Raw genomic sequence first — 24,535 nt, 5'->3', positions numbered from 1 at the left:
AGTTGTCCCTTCATGCCCGTGCTCGACCTCGAGCCAGTTGCCGATCAGGAGGCGGCGTGGAAGCCCAGCCGCTTCGCCTCTTCCATGACCCGAAGGGCTTGGGCCGCCTGCTTGTCCGTGATGTCCCAGCTGTTGTTGATGTAACGGCCGACGTTGTCAGCGAGCTGGCGTTGCCACAATTGCAGGTTGCGCGTCTCCTTTGCCCAACGTGCCATGGAGAACCACTCTGGCGCAGGAATGGCCATGACCGCGGCGACGTCGCCAGTGGCGTTGTCGTCTGACGCGGAGGGAGAGCTGTCCTCGACGGGCTGGTCAGCCAGCTCCGCGGCGAGATCGTCCGGTACCGTCCAAGGGATGGCGAGGACCGCCTCCCAGCAGTCCGGACGCTTCGCCCACTCACCGATGTTGGTCCCGCCCCGGAGAGGGTTGACGATGACCTCACGGACGGGCACGCACAGCTCTTCCAAGGCGGCGGCGAGAGCCGGGCTGAGCCGCTGCTCCCGCCAGATCCGATCCAGGTCGATCCGCCGATTCGTCGCCTCGGCGATGCGAGCGACCGAGTAAGAGGTGATGTTGATCTTGTACCCGCCGAAGTCTTGGTCGGCGACAACCTTGTCGGTCGCCTTGAACAGGATCGCCTTGGCGATCAGTCGCTGGCCGAAGCTGGTGTTGATGTCCGGAACGTTGTCGCCCATCCGCATCATCAGCTCGCGAAAGTTCTTCTCAGCTCCTCGACTGACCAGGTATGGGAGCCCGGCCCAGGAATGGATGTACTTCGCGGCGTCGGCCTTGGTGAACTTCTGAGCAAGTGGATGCAGGCTCTTGAACTTGCGCTGGTTGGCCGGGGTCCGTTCACGGGCCAGCGCGTCCGTGTACTGGCCCCGGGCGCGCTCATAGAACCAGCGGGTCTCCTGCCCGCTGCCGTCGGCAGCGGGAGCCCAGAGTGACCGGGTGACCTTCTCGATGCCCACATGAAAGGGGTGATTCGAGCTGAAGTCCACAACCGTGACCTTGTTCTGAGTGTTCGAGTACTTGGAGATCTCAGGCACGATCTCCTGCAGCCGCTCTTCAGAGACCCGGGTCAGCTTCATCTGGACGTGCACCTGACTGAGGTCTGCCTTGTCCCTCGTGTGCGCGTAGTGGATGGACGCTGTGGTTTGGCCGCCGTTGACGATCTGGAGGGCCTGGATCCGGCTGATCGCCTGCCCGCCGCCGGGGAGCTGGGTGAACTCGACGACCTCGGCGGTGGCGGTGATCCCGTTGTTGTAGGCCAGGAAGCGGTCGGGGTTGTGCAGCAACGTGTCCCGGATGCCGCGATTAACGCCACCCTTGGTCTGCAGGAAGGACCGGACGTTGAGCTCCAACAGTCGCGTGCCGTGCTTCCCGTAGAGATCAGCGAGCTCCTGTCCGGGGATGATCGCCAGGAAGACTGAATAGTCGTGATCCGTCTCAGGGGTGGCTAGGCAGGGCAGCGGCGGATCGAACTCGACCACGATCGGCTCGCTGAGCGTCCCCGAAGAGGCCAAGCGGTGGAGGCGGTTGAGGTCCCAGACCTCGTGGGTGAGCGTCAGACCGTCCAGATCGCCAGGCGGAAGGGCGGAGACAGTGCTGACGACATCGGTGAGAAGGAAAAGACGGATCCGAGGAGCATCAGGTAGGGCCTTCTCCACTGCGGCACACATGTCATGCACGTCGGAGGATTCGTCGATGTCTCGTGCGAGACCATCACGGCATTTGCGGACGAAAGTGGCCAGGCGCTTGAATAACGTCTCGACCTGGGCCCGCGGCAGCCGGTCCTCCTCAGGCCTGAGACTGAAATGTGTGATGAAGAGGTCGAGAGTCCCGAGGGACTCGTTCGTGCCGTAGCCGTTGACCTCCAGCCCATGGGCCTTGTGGTAGGCGGTGAAGGTGTTCTCGATCTCGCCGGCCTGCTCAAGTTCGTCGAGCACCCGACGAGTGAAGGTGTCAGGAGCGGTGGCGTTCTCCGCCTCGGCCGTCGCGAGCACATCTGCGACGAGATCCTGAGCATAGACCGACAGGCTGTTCTGACTCACGCATCCCCCTTCATGATGACGGCGACCCGCTCGGCGGGGACACCGTACTGGTCCAGCCCGACAAGACTGATGCGGTAGCTGCAGCTGCCAACTCCTGGCCGCAGATCCGCCTCCACGATGCGGGGGAACTCGCCAGTGATATGCCAGAAGTCGGTCCGCAGTACGGTGTAGTGCGGCTCGTCATACAGGTGCTGGTGCTCAGAGAGATAGCCGGCACGAACGAGCAGGTCAGCGAATTCGTCCGCCGGCCCCGTCGCGAGCTTGCCGAGCAGATCATCCACGACGTCGTTCAGTGACTCCCCTGAACCGCCCTGCCGCTCGTCAACTGACAGATGACAGAGGAGCAGTTGCCCGGCAGCGGTTCCGTCGAGCTGACGCTCGTTTGCGACCGCTATGGTTCGCGGGTTTTTTCCCGCTCCGGTCTTCACCTCGATTGCACAAGGCGACAGTTGGAAGTCCTGGTGAGAGCCAGTGGGCCCGCGCCATGCCGAAACCGCGGCTTCGGAGCCAACAACAGGCATGACCTGGTCCCGGAGGACTACCAGTTCGCCGAAGAGGCCCCGGCGAGCATCGGCACCAAGCCCGCCGTCCCCGATCGACTGCAGCAGTCGACGCCAGTGCTCAAAGCGTTCGATCGCCGTTCGGAGAGCTCCCACCGGCCCTTCTTGCGCAGCTGCAGCAGCTGCGATGTCGGTGATCAGAGGATTGAAGACCTCCCGCCGCTCGCCGGCGGTGAGCACCACCTGAAGCTCCTGACTTCCATCGCTCGTCGGAACGAGCTGTAGCAAGAGACCCTTGGTCCTCGGCAGGGCAGGGTGCTGGCGCAGGAGTTCAGCGGCGGCGGCCGACACGGTGAGCAGCAGCATTCGCCTGCCGGCGGGCTGCTGAACGGCCACGAAGATGTCGTGGTTTGAGCGCGGAAACAGACGACGCTTGACGAGCCCGTACGGATGTTGTTCCGCTTCGAGCGCTTCCCAGTCGCTCTCGCTGATCCTCACTCGGCGTCCGCCTCGTCGTAGATGTCAAGCCCCTGCTGCCTCCAGATCTCATTGACCACGTACTCGGTCTCTGTGGGGTGCGCCGAGAACGGGAAGCTGATGGCGAAACCGATCAGCGGGGGAAGCTGCTTGTCGGGGGCCCAGTCCGGATGCTTGATCGGGTAGATCAAGAGAAGGGGCTGGTCCACGGGGCGGAACCTGCGGAGCGGTTCGCCGGTAGGTACGGTGGGAACGGCGTCCTTGCCTGTGCGTTCAGCCTCGCGGGCGCGCGCGAGCTTCGTCGCCTCAAGCGCCTTCTCAAACAAGCTGCGCGGGAGGTCGCGGCCCTCATCCGCGGGGCTCAGCACCCGCTTGATGGTGTACCGGTCCGCCTCGTCCACATGACCCTTGGGACGGGAACGCTTCACCAACGTCCGGGTGTGAGCCGCAACCTTGAAGGGTTCTCCGGTCGGCGTACCGACAAGCCGGATTGTCCAACGTGTCAGCTCTCCCAGCGCAGCGCACCGGCGGACGTACTCGGCGATTAGGGCTGGCCTCACTCGGTAGGAGCCGCGGTCCGGAACGTAGCCCTCAAGGAAGTTGTCGATGATGTCGGCTGCTGGGATGTCCTTCCAGACAAGGCTGGTCAGATCTTCCTCGGCACTACTCCGCTCGTCCAAGGACGTGACAAAGCGTTCGAGGTTGTCAAAGTTCCGTCGAACGACGTCCGGCCGCAGGCTGAAGGTGGTTGTCTCCGGGAGCTCTCCCGAGTAGCTCAGTCGCACCTTGACGCCACGGCGCATCTTGTTTGCGGCGGTCACGGTCAAGCCGGCGGAGGAGGTTCGGACTCGGAGCCCGAAGCTCTCCGGTGCGGCGCCCATGTCTGCCATTGCCTCAAAGTCACGGCGCAGCTCGTTGTCAGCCGCCGTGATTTCGGCGTAGGCGTTCCACAGATCCCAGGTGGTATACAGCCGGCAGAGGTCCTCGTAGCGCGGGCGGTAGCCGAACCAACGCCCCATCTGCAGGAGAGTGTCGTAGGTGTTCGAGGCGCGGAGGTAGTAACTGACACTCAGGCCCTCGAGGGTCAGGCCACGGGAGAGCCGGTCGCCCCCGACGGCGATCACAGACATGCCCTTCTTGCGCTGCTCGTAGTACTCGAGGGCATCGCGAGAACTACCGTTGATCGCTCGTACCTGGATCTTCAGCAGCGTAGCTCGTAGGTTCTTCTCGACGGCGTTCCATGTAGTCGACAGGTCGCCTTCTGTTCCGCACTTTTCGCTCGTAGGCACGAAGTCGCTCTCCCAGAGGTCGCGAAGCTCAGTGAGAACCTTCGTGGCCTGGTCGCTCATCGTGTCGCGCAGCCTGTCGCGCATCAGACCGATGTAGTCGTCGATCTGCTCGCGGACCCGGTTCTGTACGTTCACCAGCCGGGTCACATGTACCAGCATCGAGCTGTGCTGCTTGTCCTGTCCCCGTGCGGCGCGGGCGGCGCAGGTGAGCACGAAGGCGTGAAGGGCCTCGCGGAGCGACCGGGGGAAATCTTCCTCCTGCGGCACCCACTCCTTCTTGTGCTTCGGCGGCATCCAGGACTCGTGGTCTTCCACGGCACGGAAGATGGGCAGCGGCTCCACGTCCTCGTCATCCGTCCGACTAAGGCCGAACACGCGCTCTGGTCCGAGGTAGTTGGACGGGGCATGGAGACTCTCGATGAAGCTCTCAGGAAAGAGGTCCAAGCCGAAGAGGTCGTGGTCAGCTTTCGGCTTGATGTAGATGTTGGCGAACGGGGTTGCTGTGTAGCCGACGTAGGCAGCCTTCTCGAAGCTGTTGAGCAGGTGCCTGATCGCGGCATTGATCTTCGTCGGGTCGGTTTCATCGTCCTTGCTCGTGTCGACCGATGCGTGGTCCGCCTCATCGTCGATCACGAGAAGGGGGATGTCCCGGACAATCTTGGTCTTGCCGTCACCTTTCAGCTCGCCGTCGACCTCAACGATCCATTTCCGCACGTACTCGAGGATGCTCCGGTGCTTCTTGATCACGAGAACCACGGGGTAGTCCCCGATAGGCAGGTTGATCTTCGTGGCGATGTCCCGCCGGAAGTCTCCGTTCTCGGCGCTGTTCGTGAGCGAGGCGATCTTCAGCCGCTTCACGCCGGGCATGACACCTACGCCGATCCGTGCCGTCTTGGTTGCCTCGTCGTACCGGTGCTGGTACTGCGTATCGAACCCGAGGAGGCCTTCGTCGACCCGTAGCTGGGTCTGGCTGCGGAGGCTGTTGTGGATGCCTGCCAGGATCACGATGAGCTTGTAGCCCGCATCGGCAGCCTTGCAGGCCAGCCCGATGAAGTTGCCGGTCTTGCCCGACTGGACCTGCCCGACAACCATGCCGGTCCGTCGCCACGGGCCCGGGCGCCGGGGATCCTCCAGCTGGCGTAGCACCCGCCCCGTGCTCTGGTCGAGCTTCCTGACGACGCGCGGCGGCATGAGGCGAACGTCCTCCAGGTACCGGCGGTACCGGTCCCAGAAGTCCCAGCTGCGCTCCAGCTGTGCCTCTGTCAGCCACTCGATGTGGTTTCGGTCGTCCTTCAGCCCGACCGAGTCGTCCTGCCACACCACGACCCGCGACTGGATCTCCTTGAGCAGGAGCTCCTTCTCAAGCACCAGCCCTTGAGAGTGCTGCATGATCCAGACCATGTCGACGCCTTTGGCCACCTCGGTCGGCGTCGCCTGCCGGTCCTGAGGCAGGTATGCGAGAACGAGCCGGATCGCCTGCTCGAGGGCGCTGTCGTGCTCATCGCTGCTGATCGTCACTGCGCCCTCCGCAGGTCGCTCTGGTTGCGTCATGAGATGCAGGTCCCCGTCAACGGTGTTGCCAGAAGCCGTCGAACTGATCGAACGGCGGCATCAGAGCAAGCCGCTCCCTCGCCTCCCGCGGCGTGCGACCCTGGGCGACGAAAGCTGCGTAGATCCGATTTGCCACATCGCTCACCTCCTTCGGGGCCGCGCCGAGGAATGGCTCGGGATCGTCCGTCACGTCGCCGTCGTGCATGATGCGGAGCGCAGCCACCGGGACGGTCTCCTCAAGCAGCCGGATGAGTGCCTTGGCGTCGATCGCCGCGTCCGGGCCGCCCTGCAGCACCTCTCGTACGAGAGGGTGATCCCGGTTGATGCGGCAGCGGATGCTGCTCTCCCGCTTGTCGACACGCCAGGCGTAGATGAACTCTGCGCCGTGTTCGCGGGCAGCGATTCGTCCCCGGTGGCTGAGCACCTCTGCGGCTCGGCTGCGGGCGGCGGTACCGATTCTTTGAAGGTGCCGTCGGACGCCTACGGGAGGCACAGCGGTCGACTTCCGCACATCGATGGCCCAGTCGGCGTCCGCCTCGGCTGGCACGTCGACGACGATGCGCGCGAGGTTGTACCGCTCGTCCCGCCGGAAGCCGCGGATGCCCAGCCAGTCGCCTGCCAGGATCAGCCGGTCTCGCCGATACACGTAGAAGCCCTGCTGATCCAGCCACCCTCCCGGGCCAGCTGCCTGTTGCTGCTGCTCGGGACTGAGCTTCTTAGGATGCGGCAGAATGAACGGCTCGATGCGGACCACGTGGTTGTCTACCGGCAGTTCCTCTGCCGGTAGCCGCTGGACCGACGGGTGACCGCTGAGGAATGGATCCCAGGCCTTGACGGGCGTGCCGTTGACGGTCATCGTGGTCCGGTTCCTGCCGGCGAGGAATCGTGCGAACACCATGCCGAGGTGCTCCTCGACCCGGGTTGCCTCCGCGTAGAACTGTTTCTGCGCCCGTACGTCCTCGTTGGTCAAGCCGTCCACAGCGAACCGGTGCAGATCTCGCCAGACGACGGTCGTGCCCGCATGGCCGTCCGGCCGGAGTTGCTTCAGAACCGTGCTGGTCTCCTCGTCGGTCCCGTGCAGCAGTCGCCACTCGCTCGTCTCTGACACCACAGACAGATCCCAGGTCCGGACGGCCTCGTGGGAGCCGGCCTCCGTTGTGGTGCCAACCGTGAGACGGGCGGCCTGCGAGAACGAAGCGCTCTTCAACCCCATGCCGAAGCGCCCGAGATCCTCCGATGCCCGAGCCTGGTAGGAGCCTCGGGCCGCCACGGTCATTGCGGTCACAAGTTCTTCGGCTGTCATCCCCCGGCCGTCGTCCACCACCGCGACCCACGAGGCGGGGCCTGCCCAGGTGAAGAAGACGTCGATGTGGCGGGCGCCGGCGGAGACGCTGTTGTCGACCAGGTCCGCGACAGCAGCCTCGATGCTGTAGCCGAACGACCGCAGAGAGGTGATGGTGCCCGCGGGATCGGGGTTCGCGATGTCGTAGCTCAAGGCAGGTGGGCTCCAGTCGGTGCAGGAACCATGACGGTGCCGCACAGTCGCGTCCTTGCTGCCCGATCCAGCAGGTGTAGCCAGCCCGGCGGACCTCGAACCTTGGAACGGACGCCGCGAGTATAGGTAGGGGCCGTTGCTCGGTCAGCCCGCCAAGATCGGTTGTGTGGCTTTCGAGCAGCTTGTTCTCTTTACTCTGCCAACATTGAGCCGTACGGGCAATAGTTGCCTCAGGCCAACGGCGGCTGACATCTGTACCGGTGGCTGTAGCGGGCGGTGTGTCGCCACCGGCGGTCGGTGACGCGGGATGCCGTGGCGGTAACCTGCCTGATCGTGACCAGTGAAGACCAGCCCACCGCCCCTGCCCGTCGCCGTGGGTACGGAGTAAAGCTGGTCCGAGGTCCGTTCGTCCGGCTCGCGCCGCATCCCGAGGCGTGCTCGGAGCCCAAGGAACTCATCTCCCTCGCCGCGAAGCTCCGCGCCGAGGGCGGGCGCTTGGCGGCCGATCTTTTCAGTGGTGCCGGTGGGCTGAGCCTCGGTCTCGACGCCGCTGGCTACAGGGTTGTACTCGCGGTCGACCACGACGAGGAGGCGGTCGAGACTCACCGCCACCACCATCCGGGACTCAGCGTGGACTGGGACCTCGGCGATCCGGAACGGGTCCGGCAGGTCGGCGAGCTAATGAAGGCCGCCGAGATTGAGCTGCTGGCGGGTGGCCCGCCGTGTCAGCCGTTCTCAAAAGCTGGGCGCTCGAAGATTCGGCACCGCGTCCGGCACGGCCTCCGCGATCCCTATGACGAGCGTCGGGACCTCTGGCGGTCGTTCCTGGAGATCGCACGGACCGCTCGCCCGCAGGCCGTGGTCATGGAGAACGTGCCCGACATGGCGCTCGACAAGGAGATGTTCATCCTTCGGACGATGGTCCATGAGCTCGAATCGATCGGGTACTCGGTCGAGGAGCGGTCGGTGGAGACCTTCCGTTACGGAGTTCCGCAGTTCCGTCAGCGGCTCATCCTCGTGGCTCTACGTGATGGTGTCCAGTTCACATGGCCGCAAGAGCAGCCCGAGCGGGTCACGGTCTGGAACGCCATCGGCGATCTTCCCCCAGTAGAGGGGGGATGGCGGCCGGAAGGTGGCGCAGAGGGCTGGAGCGACTACGAAGGCCCGGTCAGCGTTTTCCAGCGCCGGATGCGGGAGGACGTGCCCGCCAGCGACAGGCACAAGGTCTTCGACCACATCACTAGGCCAGTCCGCGAGGACGACGCGCGCGCTTTTGAGGCGATGGACCACAGCACGCGCTACAGCGACCTGCCGGACGACGTTAAGCGGTACCGGGACGACATCTTCGACGACAAGTACAAGCGGCTGGACGAGAACAACCTCTCCCGGACGATCACGGCGCACATTGCCAAGGACGGCTACTGGTACATCCATCCTCGGCAGAACCGGACCATCACTGTCCGTGAGGCCGCTCGCCTGCAGACTTTCCCGGACTGGTTCCGCTTCGCCGGACCGCCGTCGGCGGCATTCCGGCAGATCGGCAACGCCGTGCCGCCGCTGCTCGGCGAGCACCTCGCTGCCGCAGTGCGTGGGTCGCTCGGCGATCCCCGTCCTGTTGCGGCTACGACCCAGGACGTCGCGGCGCTGCTGGCGGGTTGGTTTGACAGCGCGGCGGTCCGAGGCATCCCCTGGCTACGAGCAGAGACACGCTGGCAGGTGATCCAGGCCGAGATGCTGCTGGACCGAGCCCCGGCTGAGGTCGTGCGCTTCATCTGGCCGCTGCTCGCCCGCTGGCGGAAGCCCCAGGACACGGTCCTTGCGGAAAGCGAGCTTGTCGAGATCAGCAAGTGGGCGTCGCGCTCGCAGCGGGCCGGCGCGATTCTCGAGCTGGCAGGCCGGCTCGCAGAGAATCCCGAGCTGCTGAACGACGATGACGGCCTGCGCCAAGTGCCCGGTCTGACGGAGGCGGTGGCCGACCTTGCTGTCTTGGTTGTGCCCAGCCACGGCGATGAGGACTCCGAGGAGCCCGTCCTGGTGACCAAGGGCGTGCTGCGAGTAGCGGCCCGCTTCAGCGGCGACCCCGTGAACCGCCGGAATCGGCTCACCGACGGACGGCTCGAGATCGCTCGGATGATTGGCGCAGACAGCAATGCCCGGGGCGCTCACCTCGGCTTGGTGGAACTGGCGAACACGCTGTGCCGGCCGGTGGAGCCCGAGTGCAATGCTTGCCCGCTGCAGAAACTCTGTGTCGAGTCCCGCGCCGACCCGCTGCGGCTCTTCTGATCGCTGTCGGTGGCTCAGCCGTCGAGCCCCAGCGATTTTGCGACCTCGGGCGCTTCCCTGCGCAACGACGCAGCGATCCGCTGCCATGCGTCCCACTCGCCGGCCTGCATTGCTGCCGCCCGAAGGGCCAGTCCGGCTGTGGCCGCTGCCTGCGTCGCCGGACGGACGTCAGCGGCGGCGTTGAGATCGGCGGGGACTGGCTTGGGCTTGGGTCGCGCGCTCCGGCGATAGGCGTCGTTGGCGTAAATGCAGAGTTCGTTGACCGGCGTCTCGAGCATCTGGCGCACTTGCGCGGGTAGCGAAACGCGCATCTTGGCCACATTGATGTTGAAGGCCGAATCGAGGTCGGTGCTGAAGTCGAGAGAGGCCCGCGCCATCTTGGTGTGCTCGTCGATGCCCCGGATGCCGTTCCAGCCGCCCCACTGCACCAGTCGGTTCGCCCGGTAGACGTAAAGGCCCTGCTGTCGGTTCCAGTTGAGGGGGCCGGAGAGCCGCTCGAACTCCCCAGGACTGGAGAACCTGTCGCGCGAAGGGAGGATGAAGCGCCGGAGATCCACGTGACCTGTCACATCACCGGCCGTGACCTCGAAGCGCTGCGCCGGCAGCTCGGACAGGCCAGGCTCCTCGGGTGCAAATGGGTTCCATGCCCTGACCTTCTGACCGTTGACTGTGATGACCAGCGAAGCCTTTCCGGCGGCGCCTTCGAGGAAGCGGTGGAACACGATTCCGAGGTGCTCCGCAGTCTTTGCGGCAAGGTTCTCGAACCGGCGCCGAGCCCAACCTCCCTCGGGTTGCTTCTCAGGCAGCACCCGGTCGAGATGACGCCAGAGGACAACCGTCCCAGTTCCCTCGGCCAGCCACTGCTTGGCTCTGGCGACGTCCGGATCACTGCCCGGGTCCACCACGACCCACTGGTCCCATTCCTCCACTACGTCAAGGTCGAGGACCCGGGCCGATGTCCTAACCACCTCCGGATTGCTTCGGGAGATCACCGCCACCGATCGGCACTGGGACAGTGAGGCGGTCTTGAGACCCAGTCCGTAGCGACCAAGTTCGCCCGGCCTGTAAGAGCGGCGGGTGCCGAGGCGAAGGCCCTCCAGCAACGCGCCAGGCGACATGCCGTGGCCGTCATCGGCAATGTAGACCCGAGACTTGGATCCCGCGAACTCGATCATTACCTCCACCCGGGTAGCTCCAGCCGCCACACTGTTGTCGACGACGTCCGCGACCGCCGTGGGGAAGTCGTAGCCGATGTCACGAAGAGAGCTGGTCAGGCGTGCGGCCGACGGTGCGACGTCGAACCAAACTTTGCCGGGCATTCGGCCACCTCCATCAACTCGGTCGAACGAGGACCAGGATCTCACAAGCCACCTGATGATCTTGCATCAGACACCCACGCTGTCCAGCAGGCAGCGCCAGTGCTGCGCGATCTCTTCCGCCACCCTTGCCGGATCCTCGTGCTCCCAGAAGTGCCGAACGTGCCAGCCGAGCGCCGACAGTGCTGCATCCTTCTCCCGATCCCGCTCGACATTGCGGCGCAGTTTCGCCTCCCACCACACGCCGTTGTTCTTTGGCATGACGCCATGCTTGGGGCAGCGATGCCAGAAACAACCATCGACAAAGATGGCAAGGCGGGCTCTGGTGAAGGCAATATCAGGCCGTCCCGGCAATCCGGGATGATTCACCCGAAACCGAAGGCCGCGGCCGTGAAGCTCCTTGCGGATAAGCAGCTCTGGCTTCGTGGAAGCACGGCGCATTCGCTTCATTTGAGACGAGACCGCTTCGTTGAGTGGAGCCGGTCGACGACCGGCGGGGCCGCTGGTGGACGTGCTGCTCATCATCACGATGTCACCGGTCTTCCTGGCAGCTTGAGCTCTGCGAACGTCACGCCGTATCACCCGTGTCGGGATAAACGACACCGTTGCCGTATGCCGGACATTTGCCGCGTACATCGGCAAAGGCCTTCGGTCGAGCCGAGGGGACCTCGACGCGGCCAGCCGTGGAAGGTTACTGCTTCCGCAGGTCACTGGCTTGACCTGGGCGCCAAACGACCCTTCGCCGGCTGTTGCTGCAGGAACACGTCGATCGCCCTTACGCCGCGCCGGCGTCATTGAGGTCAAGCGTCAAGTGAACTCCCTGCCAGCCGTTTGAGCTGGTACGGCGTTTGCTTGGTCGACGGGCCACGAGGTCCAAGGGTTCGAGTCCCTGTGAAAGTTTCATCAGGCCAAGGACACGCGTCCGGCACCGACCGCGGCCGGGAGCCCTTGATGGTTAGCCGCCAGTAGTGCCCCACGCCGTGACGGTTACGGACGGCTGAGCTCCGGGAAGGCTCGTTCGACGATCTGAAGGAGCCGACGGGCTGCCTCCAAGTCCAGTTGGAGGCTCTGGCTCGATTTACGCTCGCTCGCGCGATCGTCGCTTCCGAAGGTGCTCAAATGAAGCAGGCGTTGCGAACCGTCGTGGATTACCACGTACTCGCAGTCCACCTCTGTCGGATGGGCCTTGACTAGCTGATTGGACGGGCCGAACGAACGCACACGTGCCACGGAATCCTCCTCGGTGCCAGCGTGTCCGGATCATAGGAAAGACCTCATGATCGTCTCGACTACCGGGTGCAAGATCCGGCGCTGAACCACATTCACCAAGTGGCCGTCGTCGGTGTCCCGCAGGGTCAGGCTGGTCCATGGCTGCCGCCAAGGTCCAGTCCATAGTCATGGCGTGGGCTCAAGCGGCTGGCCAGAGTGAATGCATGGTCCGGGGCGGGTGACGAACTCCGGCGATGCCGCTTCCTCCCGATCGAGGGTCCGCCGTTCTGCCTGCCCCGCTGTCGCTCTACGCGCCATGGCACGCAGGTGTCCACTGATACGGCGATGGCCGCACCCCGCTGAATCATCCACCTATCCACCACGCTGACCAGTCACGACATGGTCGCCGAGCTGTCCGTCGCGCTGTGCGAAGCCGCTCAGCCGCGCCACCGGTATCGACTTCTGTGAGACCGTGCCTCAGCGAGGAGGATGCGTAGCACCCCCGCCACCGCGTCTGGTGCGGCATAGAGCTTGATGGCGATCGGCGCTGCTCTCTACCCGACGGCAGCCAGAAAGTGCGTAACTGCGAGGGACGGCTGACACCGGTAACGTCCGGGGATGCTCGACGCCGAGGATCTTTTGGCAGACTTCACGCCTCCCCAGCTGTACACGATGGAAGCCGCCGCCAGCGCTCCTTGCTCGCCCGGCGTGCACGTGGTCCTCGACCGGGGCGCGATACTCTACGTCGGGTCGACGGGCGACCTGCGGCGGCGCCTCCGGCAGCATCTGACCGGCAACCGCGGCTCGTCGGTGTTGCACGACCAGATCGGCCAGCTCTTGGACGACCCGGGCAAGGCAGCTTCGGCCGCCAACATCGCAGGCTGGCTGGGCCGGCGCGAGGTCCGCTGGCAGGCGACCGACAATCCAAAGGTTATGAAAGATGCCTTGGTCCTGGCGCTGCGGCCGTACTTCAACCGTCAGGTGCCAAAGCCCCAGTAGCGGACTGCCAGCGTGCCGGCGGCAAGCCTCGCCGGCCCTCCTCGCCGTGAAGGATGCGGTTGCTGACGAAACCATCGCGGCGGGCAGCGTACTGGCCTCTATCGCCAAACGGTCACTGGCTTACCCCGTCTCCAGGCAGCCTGCTGAAGACCGCGAGCACCGCGCACACGAGCGACGGTGCGACGGTGCGACGGTGCGACGGCGAGTGTGACGGTGGAGTCGAGATCATGAATAGCGTGCCCGGCGAGCGGATCCACCTGCCGGAACGGATCCGTGGCGATGACCGTCTACCGCAGCCGCCACGCCGGACCGGATCTCGCCGGTCCGGAGATCCACGATCGCGCGGGCCTTGCTCTCAGTCCAGCCTGCGACGGCTCAACGCGACCGGTTCGCGGCCGGCCAGTAGCCATCCGGCGACCGCGGCGAGCACCGGCAGACCGACGGTTATCGCCGCCAGGTGGGCGACCGGTACGCCGGCGAGGGCTCCGAGGTCGCGGTGCAGGACGCTGACCAACCCGGCGTACGCGCCAGCCAGGCCGAGAAGCGCACCGAGCAGCGCGAGCGCACCGGCGGTCGTGGCGGTCAGGGTGCGCCGTACGCGTCGCGGGGCGCCGGTCGCGGTGAGGGTGCGGAGGTCGCCGGCCGCTTCGCCGCGGATGAGGCCGACGGTCATGGCGAGGATGCCGAGGGCGAGCAGCGCGCCCGCGGCGACCGCCCCGGTCCGCAGCGCGGTGAGCGAGCCTTGCTGCCGGCGGGACTCGATGGTGAAGCCGGCGGCCGCGGCGAGGTTCTGCGCGGTGGTCAGCTCCTGCTCGGCGAGGGGGTGGTCCGCCGCGACGAGCCAGCCGACCCGTGCGGGCTGCCAGCCGTGGCGGGACATCATGCTCGTGGTGACCATCGAGTTCGGCATCGAGGTGTACCCGGTGTCCGGGAGGGACTGGGTCTTCGGGTAGACGCGGCGTTCGGGGATGTTCACCAGTTCGAGTGCACCGGTACGGACGGTGAGCACCTCGGTGTCGGCCGCGACCGCCGCGGTGTCGAGTCGGTAGAGCCGGAGCAGTTCCGGAGTGGCCACGTAGACGGGGTACGACGCCATTGCCTGGCCATCGGCGACCGGCCTGCCGATCTCGACGGCCGGATGGCCGGGTTGGCTTCCGGGCTGGCCCGGCTCGGTGTCCGCGGCGACCGCCATGTCGAGCGGGGTCACGGTGGGCGTGCCGAGTCTGCCGGCGATCGCGTCGAGCTGGGCCTGCAGGCCGGCCAGCTCCGCCGGGGTGCGTACCGGGATCACCGGGGTGGGTCGGCCGATGCGGACCAGGAGCTGGCCCTCGGCCAGGTTGCCCAGCCCAGCCGACCGCCTGGCCTGGTACTCGGCGGCGGCGGAGCCCGCGACGACCGCCACGGAGATCCCCAGGGCGAGACTGATCGCGGCCAGCGCCGCGCCGGCCCGGGCCTGGTAGCGGACCAGGTCGGTCAACGCCAGCCGGACGGCCACCGGCATCCCGCCGCGCGCCGCGGCCAGCACCCGGATCGCCGCCGGCCCGACGAAGAGCACCCCGACGGCCGTGGCGACGGTGCCCGCGGAGATCAGCACCGGGTTCTTCCCGCCGGACAGCACCAGGCAGGTGACGCCGGAGGCGAGCAGGACCGCGGCGACCACCGCCGTGCGCCGGGCCGGGCGGGGCCGCGGCGGCCGGGCCGACAACGCGCTCATGATCGGGGTACGCGCGATGGCCCGCGCCGGCCACCACGCGGCGGCGGTGGCGGTCGCGACGGCCAGCAGCATCCCCGCGCCGATCGTCGGCCAGGGCAGGTCGAACCGGTCGATGCGGTGCCCGGCGGCCGTCTCCACCCTCCCCGCCACGAGGAGCCAGGCGGCGACGCCGATGGCGGTGCCGAGCACCGCCGCGACCGCGCCGACGACGGCGCCGTTGGCCAGCAGCACCAGCCGCAGGTGTCGCCGCGTGGCGCCCATCGCGGCGAGCATGCCGAGCTGCCGTAGCCGGCGTTGCGCCACCACGATGAACCCGGCCGCCGCGACCAGCGACACCAGCAGCAGACCGACGGTGGCCAGCGCCAGCGTGACGGCGGCGATCACGGTGCGGGTCGTGTCAGGCCGTGACTCGCGCGCGAGGGGGCCGTCGATGGTGTTGCGGAACGCCTCCAGCGAGTCCTTGTTCCCGGCGACGAGGACGGTGACGGTCTGCCCTGGATCGGCGTGCGCCGGGTCCACGAGGGCGAACTCGTCGGCCAGGTCCTTGGGGTTCTCCACCACCCCGACGACCAGCCGGTCGTGGCCGTCGAAGCTGAGCCGCCGGCCGAGCCCGGTCCGCAACGTACGCGCCACCCCGTCGGTGACCGCGATCTCGCCGGCGCCGGCCGGCAACCGGCCCTGCCGCACCGCCAGCATCGGTGCGCCGTACGCGCCGTGCGGGTCCTGCGCCCGCACGTCGACCGGGTCGAACAGGCCCGGCACCCCCACGTATCGGTGGCCGATCGCGTCGATCGTGCCGAACCAGCTTCGTGCGGCGGCGAGCCGGGAGTCGAGCCTGGCCGGGTCGGCGCCGTCGAGCTGCAGGAGGTGATCGGCGCGGCCGAACGTCGCGTCGCTCGACGAGGCCATGTTGTAGGTCGCGGAGACGGCGAAGGTGGCGCCGATGACGGCGACGGTGAGCAGCGCGAGGGTCAGCACCTGCTGGCGCCACTCGCGGCGGAACAGCCGTACCGCCCAGCGGATCACCGCGCGGCGGGCCGGCAGGCCGCCGCCCGGGGCGCGGCGGGGCGCCGGCCGGGCCGCGGCCGGCGGGGTGGCGGTCGCCGTCACGAGGCCACGTCCCCGGCGAGCAGCGTGTCCGGGCCGACCGACCGCGCGGTCTGGTCGACCACCCGGCCGTCGCGGAGGAACACCACCCGGTCGGCCCAGGACGCCAGCTGCGCGTCGTGGGTCACCATCACCCCGGCGATCCCGCGTTTGCAGGCCGCGCGCAGCATCCGCATGACCGCTTCGCCGTTGGTCGAGTCCAGCGCACCGGTGGGCTCGTCCGCGAGCAGCAGGCGCCGGTCGCCGACCACCGCGCGCGCGATCGCGACCCGCTGCCGTTCGCCGCCGGACAGGTCGTCGGGGAAGGCGGCGGCGCGTTCGGCCAGCCCCAGCTCCTCCAGTACGCGCATACCGGCGGCGCGTGCGGCACGCGCGCCGACGCCGTCGAGTTCGAGTGGCAGCGCCACGTTCTCGACGGCGGACAGCCCGGCGAGCAGATTCAGGTCCTGGAAGACGAAGCCGATGGCCCGGCGACGCATTCTGGCCCGCGCGTCGGCGGACATGGTCGATACGTCGCTGCCGCAGACCAGCACCGCACCGTCGGTCGGCTCCTCTAGGCTGCCGGCGATCGTCAGGAGGGTGCTCTTGCCGGAGCCGCTCGGACCCATGACGGCCACCAGCTCGCCGCCGTCCACGGTGAGGTCCACCTGCCGCAACGCGTGTACGGCGGCGTTGCCCGCGCCGTACACCTTGGACACCTGGCGCATGCTCAGCACGGCACTCATCGACGGGCCTCCTCGTGTGCCGGTGTGGATTCGACCGGGTTCCGGTCGGCGGGTCGGGCCGGGCCGCTCGGCGCTGTCCCGGCGGCCACGCCGGGCGCGGCGGGTAGGCGGCGCAGCCGGGCGTCGGCCGCGTCGAGCCAGCGGACCACCGCCTCGAGCCGGAACAGCTCCGCGTCGACGACGAGGCCGAGTGCTACGTCGTCGGGGCTCGTCTCGGCCTTGAGGTGGGTGTACCGCTGCATTTCCTCGACGAGGCGCCGGCGGTGGAGCTGCAGGATCTCCCGTACGTCGACGCCGGGCAGGCGCATCGCCACCTGCACCTTGATGACGAGCTCGTCACGGGGTGGAGGCGTCGCGCCGGGCGGGGTCCGCAACCACCTGTCCAGTTCGCGCTCGCCGCCGGCGGTGATCCGGAACCGTCGCTGCGCACCGTCGCGCTCGGTCTCGTCCGACTCCACGTGTCCTTCGCGCTCGAGGCGCTGCAACGTGGTGTAGACCTGCCCGACGTTGAGCGGCCAGACCTCACCCGTGCGTGCCTCGAACTCCTGCCGCAGTTGCAGGCCGTACTTCGATCCTTCTGCCAGTAGTGCCAGCAGTGCATGTCGAATGCTCATGGTCCACCACCCACCGTGATTATACTCGGTATAATACTCAGTATTATCGCGCGGTCCAGTCACTTCCGTAACTGGAAATGAGCACGGCACAGCCCGTACGGGGGAGCGGAATCCCCACCGGGTGGGAGGACGTGGTTCGCCGTTCGCCCGGATCGTCGAGGCATGCCAGTGACGCGGATGTCGACGTCCCGGAGGCGGGCCCTGGCGGCGCTCGCCTACGCCGTCGGCTATGGACTCCTCCGGCTCTACTGGGCCGCGGGCGGCCGGTGGGGCTACACGGCGTGCGACCGCACCCGGTCCTTGGGCGCGGCGGAGATCGCCACCGGTTGCGGCGCGGACCAGGTCGCGACCCTGCCGTTCTGGCAGGGGTGGGGTCCGGTCGCCCTGTGCGGTGTGCTCGCCGGGGTGACGGTGCTGGCCCTGCTGTGGACCGGGAGGACGGCATCGTTCGCGGCCTGGGGCGGGTGCGTGGCGTTGGTCGCGCTGTCGTTCCCCGGGCACCTGTTGTTCGAGATCCCGGCGGCAGCGTTCGGGCGGCCCGCCGACTGGCGGGACCTGGTCCATCGGCTGCTGCTGTTGAGCGGTGGGCTGATCCTGGGGGCGGTGGCGGCTTCGCTCGGAGCCCGCCGGTCCGTCCTGCCGAGGATGGAAGGGCCACGCCCGGTGCCGGCATGGGTGCGGCATTGGGCGTACGCGGGATGTCTGGTGCCCGTGCTCGGCTTCACCGTTCCGCACGCGCTGTGGCTGATGGGCGTTCCGTTGGGCATCTCCTCGGCCGGGATCCGTGCGGCCACCCAGGACATCGGCCTGGCGGCGGGCCTGGCGCTCACTGTCACTCCGGTGCTCGGCGGCCTGCTCACGCTGGGGCTGGCCGCTCGCTGGGGGCAGGTCTTCCCACGCTGGATCCCATGGTGGGCCGGCCATCGGGTGCCCCGCCTGCTCGCCCTGATCCCGGCCGGTGTGGTCGCGGTGGCGCTGACCTCCTACGGCCTGATCGGCATCTACCTCATGACGGAGGCTCTGGTGACGAGGACGGTGACCTGGTCGCAGCTGTGGTCGGAGTGGGCGGTGGTGGGGACCGAGTTCGTCTTCCTCGCGTGGGGCCTCGCCCTCGGCGTGGCGGCGCTCGGATACCACCAGGTCACCCGGCCGGGCTCCACAGTTTCGTAGTCCGGCAACCTCCCCGTAAGAGTTCGCTCGGTTTCCGTGATCTTGATGGTCACCCGCGGCCGGAACGGTTATCGCCGTGTGCGCCCGGTCTCCGAGCGAATGAGAGCCTGTTGTGTCTGCCCCACGCTGTGCCGTACGCCGCGCCGTGCGTTGTTCCTGGGTACTCGCACTGGTGCTGATGGGGGTGCTGGTTCCGGGCTCGGCCTCGGCGCATCCCTTTGGTGCTCCACAGCAGATCCAGGTCGCGGGCGAGGGCGATCACGGGGTGCGGGTCCGCTGGCTCGTCGGCGGGACGGATGACCTGACCCTGCTCGGCATCAGCCTCGGCGTTCTCCCGAAGGACCGGGTGATGCTGGACGGCGCGGTGACCTACGAGGCCGCCGACGCCGCGGCGATGGCTGAGGCTCCCGAGTTCGCCCGGTACCTGACCGAACGGATCACCGTGACCCAGGACGGGCAGCCCTGCGCGGGCGAGGTCAGCGTGGCCGACGACCTGGCAGCCCATGGTGCCGATCTGCTGTTCACCTGCCCCGGACCGGTGAGCACAGTGGCCGTGACGTCCCGAATGCTCACCGACCTGCACGAGGCCTACCGGACGCTCGCCAGGGGCCCCCGCGGGCAGAAGGCCGTCTACGACGCCGCGCACGAGTCGGTGGACTGGACCATCACCGGTGGCCCGGACACCGGTTCCCGCTCCGTGTCCACTCCGGTCGCCGCCGCGGTGTCCTCGGGCCGGAGCGCCCTGCAGCTCTCGGTCGTCGGGGGCGCCCTGCTGGCCGCCGTCGCGGCCGGAATCCTCTGGCACCGTCGGCGCGGACGAAAGGCCTGAACCATGAGCGCCACCACCAGCCTCGACACCGTAGCGGCGCCCCTCGGCTCCGGCCTCAGAGCACTCCTCCCTGACGCCGATCTCTTCGGAGCCGCCGAGTTCGGCGACCGACTGATCGAGGCGGTGCAGTCGCCGGGTTTCGTACCGGTGGCACTGGTGATCGCCTTCGTGGCCGGGGCAGCGCACGGACTCGCCCCCGGCCACGGCAAGAGCCTCGCGGCGGCGTACCTGATCGGGTCCCGGGGCCGCGTCCGCGACGCCGCCTGGCTGGGCTTCTCGGTGGCCGCGATGCACACCGTGTCGGTGCTGGCCATCGCGGTCGCCTGGACCTTCTTCTCTCTCTCCGACCTGGTCAGCCTCGAGCGGCTGACCACCGGTCTGCAGCTGGCGGCCGGCCTGACCGTCGTCGCCGTCGGGGTCTGGCTGCTGCGACGCCACCTGCGTCGGCACGGCCACGGCCACGACCACGGACACAGCCACGGCCACGATCACGGCCACACCAGCACGTCCCGCCCCGGTCTCCTCCTCCTCGGCATGTCCGGCGGCCTGACGCCCTCGCCGGCGGCCTTCCTCGTACTGGTCACCGGCATCTTCGCCGGGCGGGCCGGGTTCGCTCTCCTCCTCGTGGTCTGTTTCGGCCTCGGGCTCGCCGCGGTGCTCTTCACCGTCGGCCTCATGGCCCTCACCGGCCGATCCCTCGTGGCCCGTGCCGCCAAGTCCCACGTCCTCCTGCGACTGGCCACGCGGGTGGCACCGGTGCTGGCCGCCTGCGGGATCACCCTCATCGGCGTCGGCATCTCGGCCGCCGCCGTAGCCGGCCTGCCCGGCACCTGACCTCAGGCTTCCCTTCTCCACCGGACTTCCGGCCAGCCACCCACCCATCACCAACAGGAAACCCCCTAGAAGAAGGAGATGTCGTGACCACACGACTCCATCCGGCCGCCCGGAGGTGGCGTCGCCTGAGCGCGTCCGCCCTCGGGCTCGCGATGGTCGGCGGCACGCTGCTGTCGCCCGCCGCCCAGGCCGCTCCGGCCTTGCTCGAAAACGTGGCGAACTCCGCCGCGACCAGCCAGGCGGCCACCGCCGTCACGGTTCCGGCTGCCGACGTGCTCGACGTCGCTTTCACCAACGGCACCGCCACCGACCGGGCCACGGGCCTGACCGCCACCACCTGGGGCGCTCCGACCTACACCACCGACCCGGCGTTCGGCTACGACATCCTCAAGGTGAACGGGGTCAACGACGCGGTCTCCTTCGACTTCACCGACCGGTGGAGCAAGTTCTCCACCGGTTTCGCCATCGAGTGCGTCTTCCGGGTCGACACCGCGATGCCGGTGAGCGGCGAGAAGGACCTCTGCTCCGACAAGGAGGCCGGCGGCTTCTCCGTCTACGTCAACGGCGGCAACCTCGGCACGATGGCCTACATCGGCGGCGCCTACAAGTCGGTGCTGACCCCGATCAGCGGCAACCGCTGGTACCACGCCGTCTCGGCCTGGGACGGCCGGACCCTGAGCCTCTACGTCAACGGCCAACTGGCCGGCTCGACCGCGGCCACCGGTACGCTCACCCCGCCGGTCGCCACCGCGCGCCACTTCGTGATCGGTGCCGACGCCGCCCCGAACGGCATCGGCCAGGTCGCCCCGCCCGCCTCGTTCGCCGCGAGCAAGGTCTGGAGCGCCGCACTGACCGGTGCCCAGGTGGCCGAGCTGGCGTCGGCGTACACCACCAAGCCCCCCGTCCCGGTGGCCGACGTTCTCGACGTCGACTTCCACGACGGCACCCCGAAGGACAACGCGCAGAACCTGGCCGTCACCGTCCACGGCGACCCGGTGATCGCGCACGACACCGCGGTGAAGGCGAAGGTCGCCTCCTTCGACGGCTCCGACGACGCCTACTCCTACGCCTTCGGAGACCAGTGGAGCAAGATCAACACCAAGGTGTCGATCGAGTGCACCCTGAAGTCCAACGGCACCCTGCCCAACAGCGGTGAGCATTCCGTCTGCTCCGAGAAGGAGAGCGGCGGCTACTCGATCGTGATCTACGGCGACAAGCTGACCTTCACCGCGTACGTCGCGGGCGGCTACAAGTCGGCGCAGACCACGATCGTCTCCGGCCGTTGGTACCACGCGGTCGGCACCTGGGACGGCCAGACGGTCCGGCTCTACGTCGACGGCGTCCTCGCGGCGTCGACCCCGGCCGCCGGCACGCTCGGGCTGCCCACCGGCGCCGCCCGCAACGCCTTCTACATCGGCGCCGACGCGGTCAACCAGTTCTGGGCCCCGGCCTCGGTCCTCAACGCCCGCATCTACTCGACGGTGCTGACCCTCGACGAGGTCAAGGCGCTCAACATCGCCGCTTTCGGCGATGTCCGCGACGCGGGCGTTGCCGTCACCTCGACCGTCCCGGCCGAAGGCGCCCGCCTCAGCCGCCCGACCGAGTTCCAGGTCACCGTCGCCAACCAGGGCAACGCCACCGGTTGGCGGTACCTGCTCGACGGCGAGCCGATCCAGGTCGGCCAGGAGATCGGCCCGGGCCTGAAGTCGGGCAGCCACACCCTGCAGATCTCGGCGACCGACGTCTTCGGCAAGCCGGTCAGCAAGACCGTGAGCTTCACCTCCGACGCCATCCCGACCAGCGGCGGCACCGAGGCCGGTCAGGGCAGCGGCCGGGTGACCCTCTCCGCGATCGCCCACAGCCCCGACGGCGGCGAGGTCACCACCACCTTCAAGCAGGCCACCCCCAGCGTCCCGACCGGCGGCATCCAGGGTGTCGTCCCGGTGATGCCTTCGACGCTGGACTTCTCCTACACCGAAGGCAGCCAGATCGGCACCGCACCGCGCCCCGACGGCACGACCATCGACAGCCCCTCCACGCGCGACATCCCCTTCCAGCGGTACGACGTCCAGGTGCCGGCGTCCGCCGAGCGTCGCCAGATCCTGTGGAACGGTGTGGTCGACCCCGCGCGCGCCGTCGCGCTGCACGCCTGGAACAGCACCACCCAGGCATGGACCCAGCTCGCCACCGCCCGTGGCCAGGCCGAGGGCGAGACCGCGCTGAAGGCCGTCGTCCGGCCGGAGTTGGTCGACAACGGCGTGGTCCACGTGCTGGTCACCGGCCAGGACCCGTTCGCCGACGACCTGGCGCCACGGGACGCCACCGCCGGCGCCCCGGGCAACCGGGACCACTTCGAGAACCCGTCGGACTACGACTTCGCGCTGGCCCACTTCACCGACACTCAGTACCTCGCCGAGGGCGCGGTCGGTGGCACGTACGACAACTTCGACGGCATCGACGAGCCCAGCGACAAGATGACCATGGAGGAGCAGGCGCTCTGGGCGAAGTCCTACCGGGACACCACCCGGTGGCTGGCCGACAACGCCGCCGAGCGGAAGATCGCCTACACCGCGCACACCGGTGACATCATCGAGAACGACATCAGCAACCCCCTGGCCGTTGACGCCAGCGGCAAGCTGCTCCGCCCCGGCCTGAACGAACAGGTGACCAAGGAGTTCCAGTTCACCGCCGAGGCCCAGCGCACCCTGGACGCGGCCGGACTGGTCAACCAGGTCGTCGCGGGCAACCACGACAACCAGAGCGGTGCCGAGACCGGCCCGAGCTCGCGGTTCAACCAGTACTACGGCCCGGAGCGCTACTACGAGGGCGCCAAGCTGTGGCCGGCCGGGTACAAGGCGTCCTACCACGCCTGGGACGAGACCACCGACGCCTCCGGCGCCGTGGTCACCCCCGGCAAGGACAACCAGAACAACTACGTCCTCTTCTCCGCCGGCGGTCTGGACTTCGTCTCGGTGGGCCTCTCCTACGGCGTCACCCAGGCCGAGGCCGACTGGGCCAGCTCGATCTTCCGGCGCTACCACGACCGGAACGGCATCCTGCTGACGCACGCCTACCTCGCCCCGTCGACCACGCCGGACGGCCGAGGCGCCAACTTCTCCACCGACGGTTCGCGGGCCTTCTCGAGCATCGTCGCGGCCAACCCCAACGTGTTCCTGGTCCTCGCCGGTCACGAGCACGGCGTCGGCACCAACCTCAAGTCCGGGGTCGGCGTCACCGTCGAGCACAACGTGGTCGAGCTGCTCGCGGACTACCAGTTCTACAAGATGACCGCGGGTGAGCTGTGGCCGGAGAAGGTCGACGCCAAGGGCAACCTCGACCTCGACGGCGACGGCATCGTCGACCACAAGAAGGACGACCTGCTGCAGTTCGGTGCCAGCTTCCTGCGGCTGCTGCAGATCGACGTCGCTCGGGCCCAGATGAGCATCGACACCTACTCGCCGATGCTCGGCAGCTTCGGTGCCACCAAGTACGACGACCGCAAGCGCTACAACGGCGCAGAGGACAACATGGTGCTGCCGATCGACCTGTCGTCGCGTAAGACCAGCTTCAGCACCGACGGTCTCGTGCTGGTCACGCCGACCGACACCGTGATCGGTGAGACCACGGCCAAGTCGGGCTGGCCGGCCACGGTGAAGTGGAGCGGCCTGACCGAGCGTGAGCTCTACGCCTGGACCACCACCAGCCGCACCGGCAACGGTGACCAGGTGGGCTCGGTCGACCAGTTCGGCGGCATCTTCATCGCCACCGCCGCCGGCACGGACGTCACCGCGCCGGTGCTGACTGTCCCCGCCTCGACCTCGGTCAAGCAGGGGCAGGACTTTGATCCGCTGGCCGGGGTCACCGCGGTGGACAACACCGACGGTGATGTCACCGACCGGATCCAGGTGATCGGCACCGTCGACACCACCACCCCGGGCAGCTACCCGCTGACCTACCTGGTCGCTGACACCAACGGCAACCAGGCGGTCGCCAACCGGGTGGTCACCGTCACCGCGACCCCGACCGTGGAGCGCACCCCGACCTCGGTCCGGGCCAACGACGTACAGGTCAACTGGAAGGCGACCCTGAAACTGACCGCAACCGTCACGCCCACCAAGGCGACCGGTCCGGTGCAGTTCATGATCGGTGAGGACGTGCTCTGCGAGGCCCAGGTCAAGAAGGGCACCGCCTCCTGCAGCGTCCGCATGCTGCCCAACCCCGGCACCCACAAGGTGCGGGCGGTCTACGGCGGCGACGAGACCCACGCGGCGTCGTACGTCGAATTCACCCTGACGGTGATCGACAACAAGCGCTGATCGAGGGGCGCTGAGGCAAGATCCCTGAGCGGGGCCGGTTCTGTCGGGCCGGC

At 67.9% G+C, this 24,535-nt stretch carries 15 protein-coding genes; 6 read left to right on the top strand and 9 right to left on the bottom strand.

All coding sequences use genetic code 11. The features are described 5' to 3' along the window. Positions 1-44: 44 nt before the first annotated feature. From ACNAVT_RS00570 to ACNAVT_RS00555, 4 genes are read right to left on the bottom strand one after another with little or no spacing between them, the layout of a single operon-like run. Complete coding sequence (locus ACNAVT_RS00570) at positions 45-2,054, bottom strand: AIPR family protein (protein WP_416291726.1); 2,010 nt, start codon at positions 2,052-2,054, stop codon at positions 45-47. Beyond that, positions 2,051-3,052 (bottom strand): PD-(D/E)XK motif protein, encoded by a 1,002-nt coding sequence (locus ACNAVT_RS00565; RefSeq protein WP_416291724.1) that lies wholly within the window; start codon positions 3,050-3,052, stop codon positions 2,051-2,053. The genes ACNAVT_RS00570 and ACNAVT_RS00565 overlap by 4 nt, the downstream gene beginning before the upstream one ends. Next, positions 3,049-5,838 (bottom strand): Z1 domain-containing protein, encoded by a 2,790-nt coding sequence (locus ACNAVT_RS00560; RefSeq protein ID WP_416291722.1) that lies wholly within the window; start codon positions 5,836-5,838, stop codon positions 3,049-3,051. The genes ACNAVT_RS00565 and ACNAVT_RS00560 overlap by 4 nt, the downstream gene beginning before the upstream one ends. A 49-nt stretch (positions 5,839-5,887) precedes the next feature. Next, positions 5,888-7,366, bottom strand: coding sequence for an ATP-binding protein (locus tag ACNAVT_RS00555; protein ID WP_416291720.1), 1,479 nt, complete (start codon positions 7,364-7,366; stop codon positions 5,888-5,890). A gap of 333 nt (positions 7,367-7,699) precedes the next feature. Here ACNAVT_RS00555 and dcm point away from each other — a divergent pair, with 333 nt between their 5' ends. Next, a complete protein-coding gene (gene dcm / locus ACNAVT_RS00550) occupies positions 7,700-9,649 on the top strand; it encodes a DNA (cytosine-5-)-methyltransferase (protein WP_416291718.1) in 1,950 nt (649 codons plus the stop codon). Positions 9,650-9,663: 14 nt separating this feature from the next. Here the strand turns inward: dcm and ACNAVT_RS00545 are convergent, their stop codons facing one another. Beyond that, complete coding sequence (locus tag ACNAVT_RS00545) at positions 9,664-10,968, bottom strand: ATP-binding protein (RefSeq protein ID WP_416291717.1); 1,305 nt, start codon at positions 10,966-10,968, stop codon at positions 9,664-9,666. Positions 10,969-11,034: 66 nt separating this feature from the next. Then, on the bottom strand, positions 11,035-11,487 hold the full coding sequence (locus tag ACNAVT_RS00540) for a very short patch repair endonuclease (RefSeq protein ID WP_416291715.1): 453 nt from the start codon (positions 11,485-11,487) through the stop codon (positions 11,035-11,037). 1,305 nt (positions 11,488-12,792) lie between these two features. Between ACNAVT_RS00540 and ACNAVT_RS00535 the strand changes: the two genes are divergently transcribed. Further along, the gene (locus tag ACNAVT_RS00535; RefSeq protein WP_416291713.1) at positions 12,793-13,173 is read left to right on the top strand and encodes a GIY-YIG nuclease family protein; all 381 of its coding nucleotides are present in this window, start codon (positions 12,793-12,795) and stop codon (positions 13,171-13,173) included. A 355-nt stretch (positions 13,174-13,528) separates the two neighbouring features. Here the strand turns inward: ACNAVT_RS00535 and ACNAVT_RS00530 are convergent, their stop codons facing one another. The 3 genes from ACNAVT_RS00530 to ACNAVT_RS00520 are packed head-to-tail and all read right to left on the bottom strand — an operon-like array spanning position 13,529 to position 17,333. After that, positions 13,529-15,997 (bottom strand): FtsX-like permease family protein, encoded by a 2,469-nt coding sequence (locus tag ACNAVT_RS00530; RefSeq protein WP_416291712.1) that lies wholly within the window; start codon positions 15,995-15,997, stop codon positions 13,529-13,531. Further along, positions 15,994-16,719: an ABC transporter ATP-binding protein gene (locus ACNAVT_RS00525; protein WP_416291710.1), complete on the bottom strand. Its 726-nt coding sequence runs from the start codon at positions 16,717-16,719 to the stop codon at positions 15,994-15,996. The genes ACNAVT_RS00530 and ACNAVT_RS00525 overlap by 4 nt, the downstream gene beginning before the upstream one ends. Then, complete coding sequence (locus ACNAVT_RS00520; RefSeq protein ID WP_416291708.1) at positions 16,716-17,333, bottom strand: PadR family transcriptional regulator; 618 nt, start codon at positions 17,331-17,333, stop codon at positions 16,716-16,718. The genes ACNAVT_RS00525 and ACNAVT_RS00520 overlap by 4 nt, the downstream gene beginning before the upstream one ends. A 162-nt stretch (positions 17,334-17,495) precedes the next feature. Here ACNAVT_RS00520 and ACNAVT_RS00515 point away from each other — a divergent pair, with 162 nt between their 5' ends. The 4 genes from ACNAVT_RS00515 to ACNAVT_RS00500 all read left to right on the top strand — a co-directional run bounded on the left by ACNAVT_RS00515 (position 17,496) and on the right by ACNAVT_RS00500 (position 24,482). Beyond that, positions 17,496-18,503, top strand: a complete 1,008-nt coding sequence (locus ACNAVT_RS00515; RefSeq protein ID WP_416291706.1) for a hypothetical protein — start codon at positions 17,496-17,498, stop codon at positions 18,501-18,503. Positions 18,504-18,681: 178 nt separating this feature from the next. Beyond that, on the top strand, positions 18,682-19,332 hold the full coding sequence (locus ACNAVT_RS00510; protein WP_416291704.1) for a hypothetical protein: 651 nt from the start codon (positions 18,682-18,684) through the stop codon (positions 19,330-19,332). A 3-nt stretch (positions 19,333-19,335) separates the two neighbouring features. Continuing rightward, complete coding sequence (locus tag ACNAVT_RS00505) at positions 19,336-20,166, top strand: cobalt transporter (protein ID WP_416291702.1); 831 nt, start codon at positions 19,336-19,338, stop codon at positions 20,164-20,166. A gap of 83 nt (positions 20,167-20,249) precedes the next feature. Further along, positions 20,250-24,482, top strand: coding sequence for a LamG-like jellyroll fold domain-containing protein (locus ACNAVT_RS00500; RefSeq protein ID WP_416291700.1), 4,233 nt, complete (start codon positions 20,250-20,252; stop codon positions 24,480-24,482). Positions 24,483-24,535: the final 53 nt, after the last annotated feature.

The sequence above is a fragment of the Micromonospora sp. SL4-19 genome (assembly GCF_047921475.1).
Lineage (GTDB): Bacteria > Actinomycetota > Actinomycetes > Mycobacteriales > Micromonosporaceae > Micromonospora.
Note: the sequence above shows the minus strand (reverse complement) of the source record. Positions and strands in the feature narration are given on the sequence as shown.

Excerpts from the sequence above, each read along its gene's own strand:
- ACNAVT_RS00535 (WP_416291713.1), top strand. The coding sequence starts at position 12,793 with ATGCTCGACGCCGAGGATCTTTTGGCAGACTTCACGCCTCCCCAGCTG.
- ACNAVT_RS00525 (WP_416291710.1), bottom strand. The coding sequence starts at position 16,719 with ATGAGTGCCGTGCTGAGCATGCGCCAGGTGTCCAAGGTGTACGGCGCG.
- ACNAVT_RS00520 (WP_416291708.1), bottom strand. The coding sequence starts at position 17,333 with ATGAGCATTCGACATGCACTGCTGGCACTACTGGCAGAAGGATCGAAG.
- ACNAVT_RS00505 (WP_416291702.1), top strand. The coding sequence starts at position 19,336 with ATGAGCGCCACCACCAGCCTCGACACCGTAGCGGCGCCCCTCGGCTCC.
- ACNAVT_RS00545 (WP_416291717.1), bottom strand. The coding sequence starts at position 10,968 with ATGCCCGGCAAAGTTTGGTTCGACGTCGCACCGTCGGCCGCACGCCTG.
- ACNAVT_RS00540 (WP_416291715.1), bottom strand. The coding sequence starts at position 11,487 with ATGAGCAGCACGTCCACCAGCGGCCCCGCCGGTCGTCGACCGGCTCCA.
- ACNAVT_RS00515 (WP_416291706.1), top strand. The coding sequence starts at position 17,496 with ATGCCAGTGACGCGGATGTCGACGTCCCGGAGGCGGGCCCTGGCGGCG.
- ACNAVT_RS00510 (WP_416291704.1), top strand. The coding sequence starts at position 18,682 with ATGGGGGTGCTGGTTCCGGGCTCGGCCTCGGCGCATCCCTTTGGTGCT.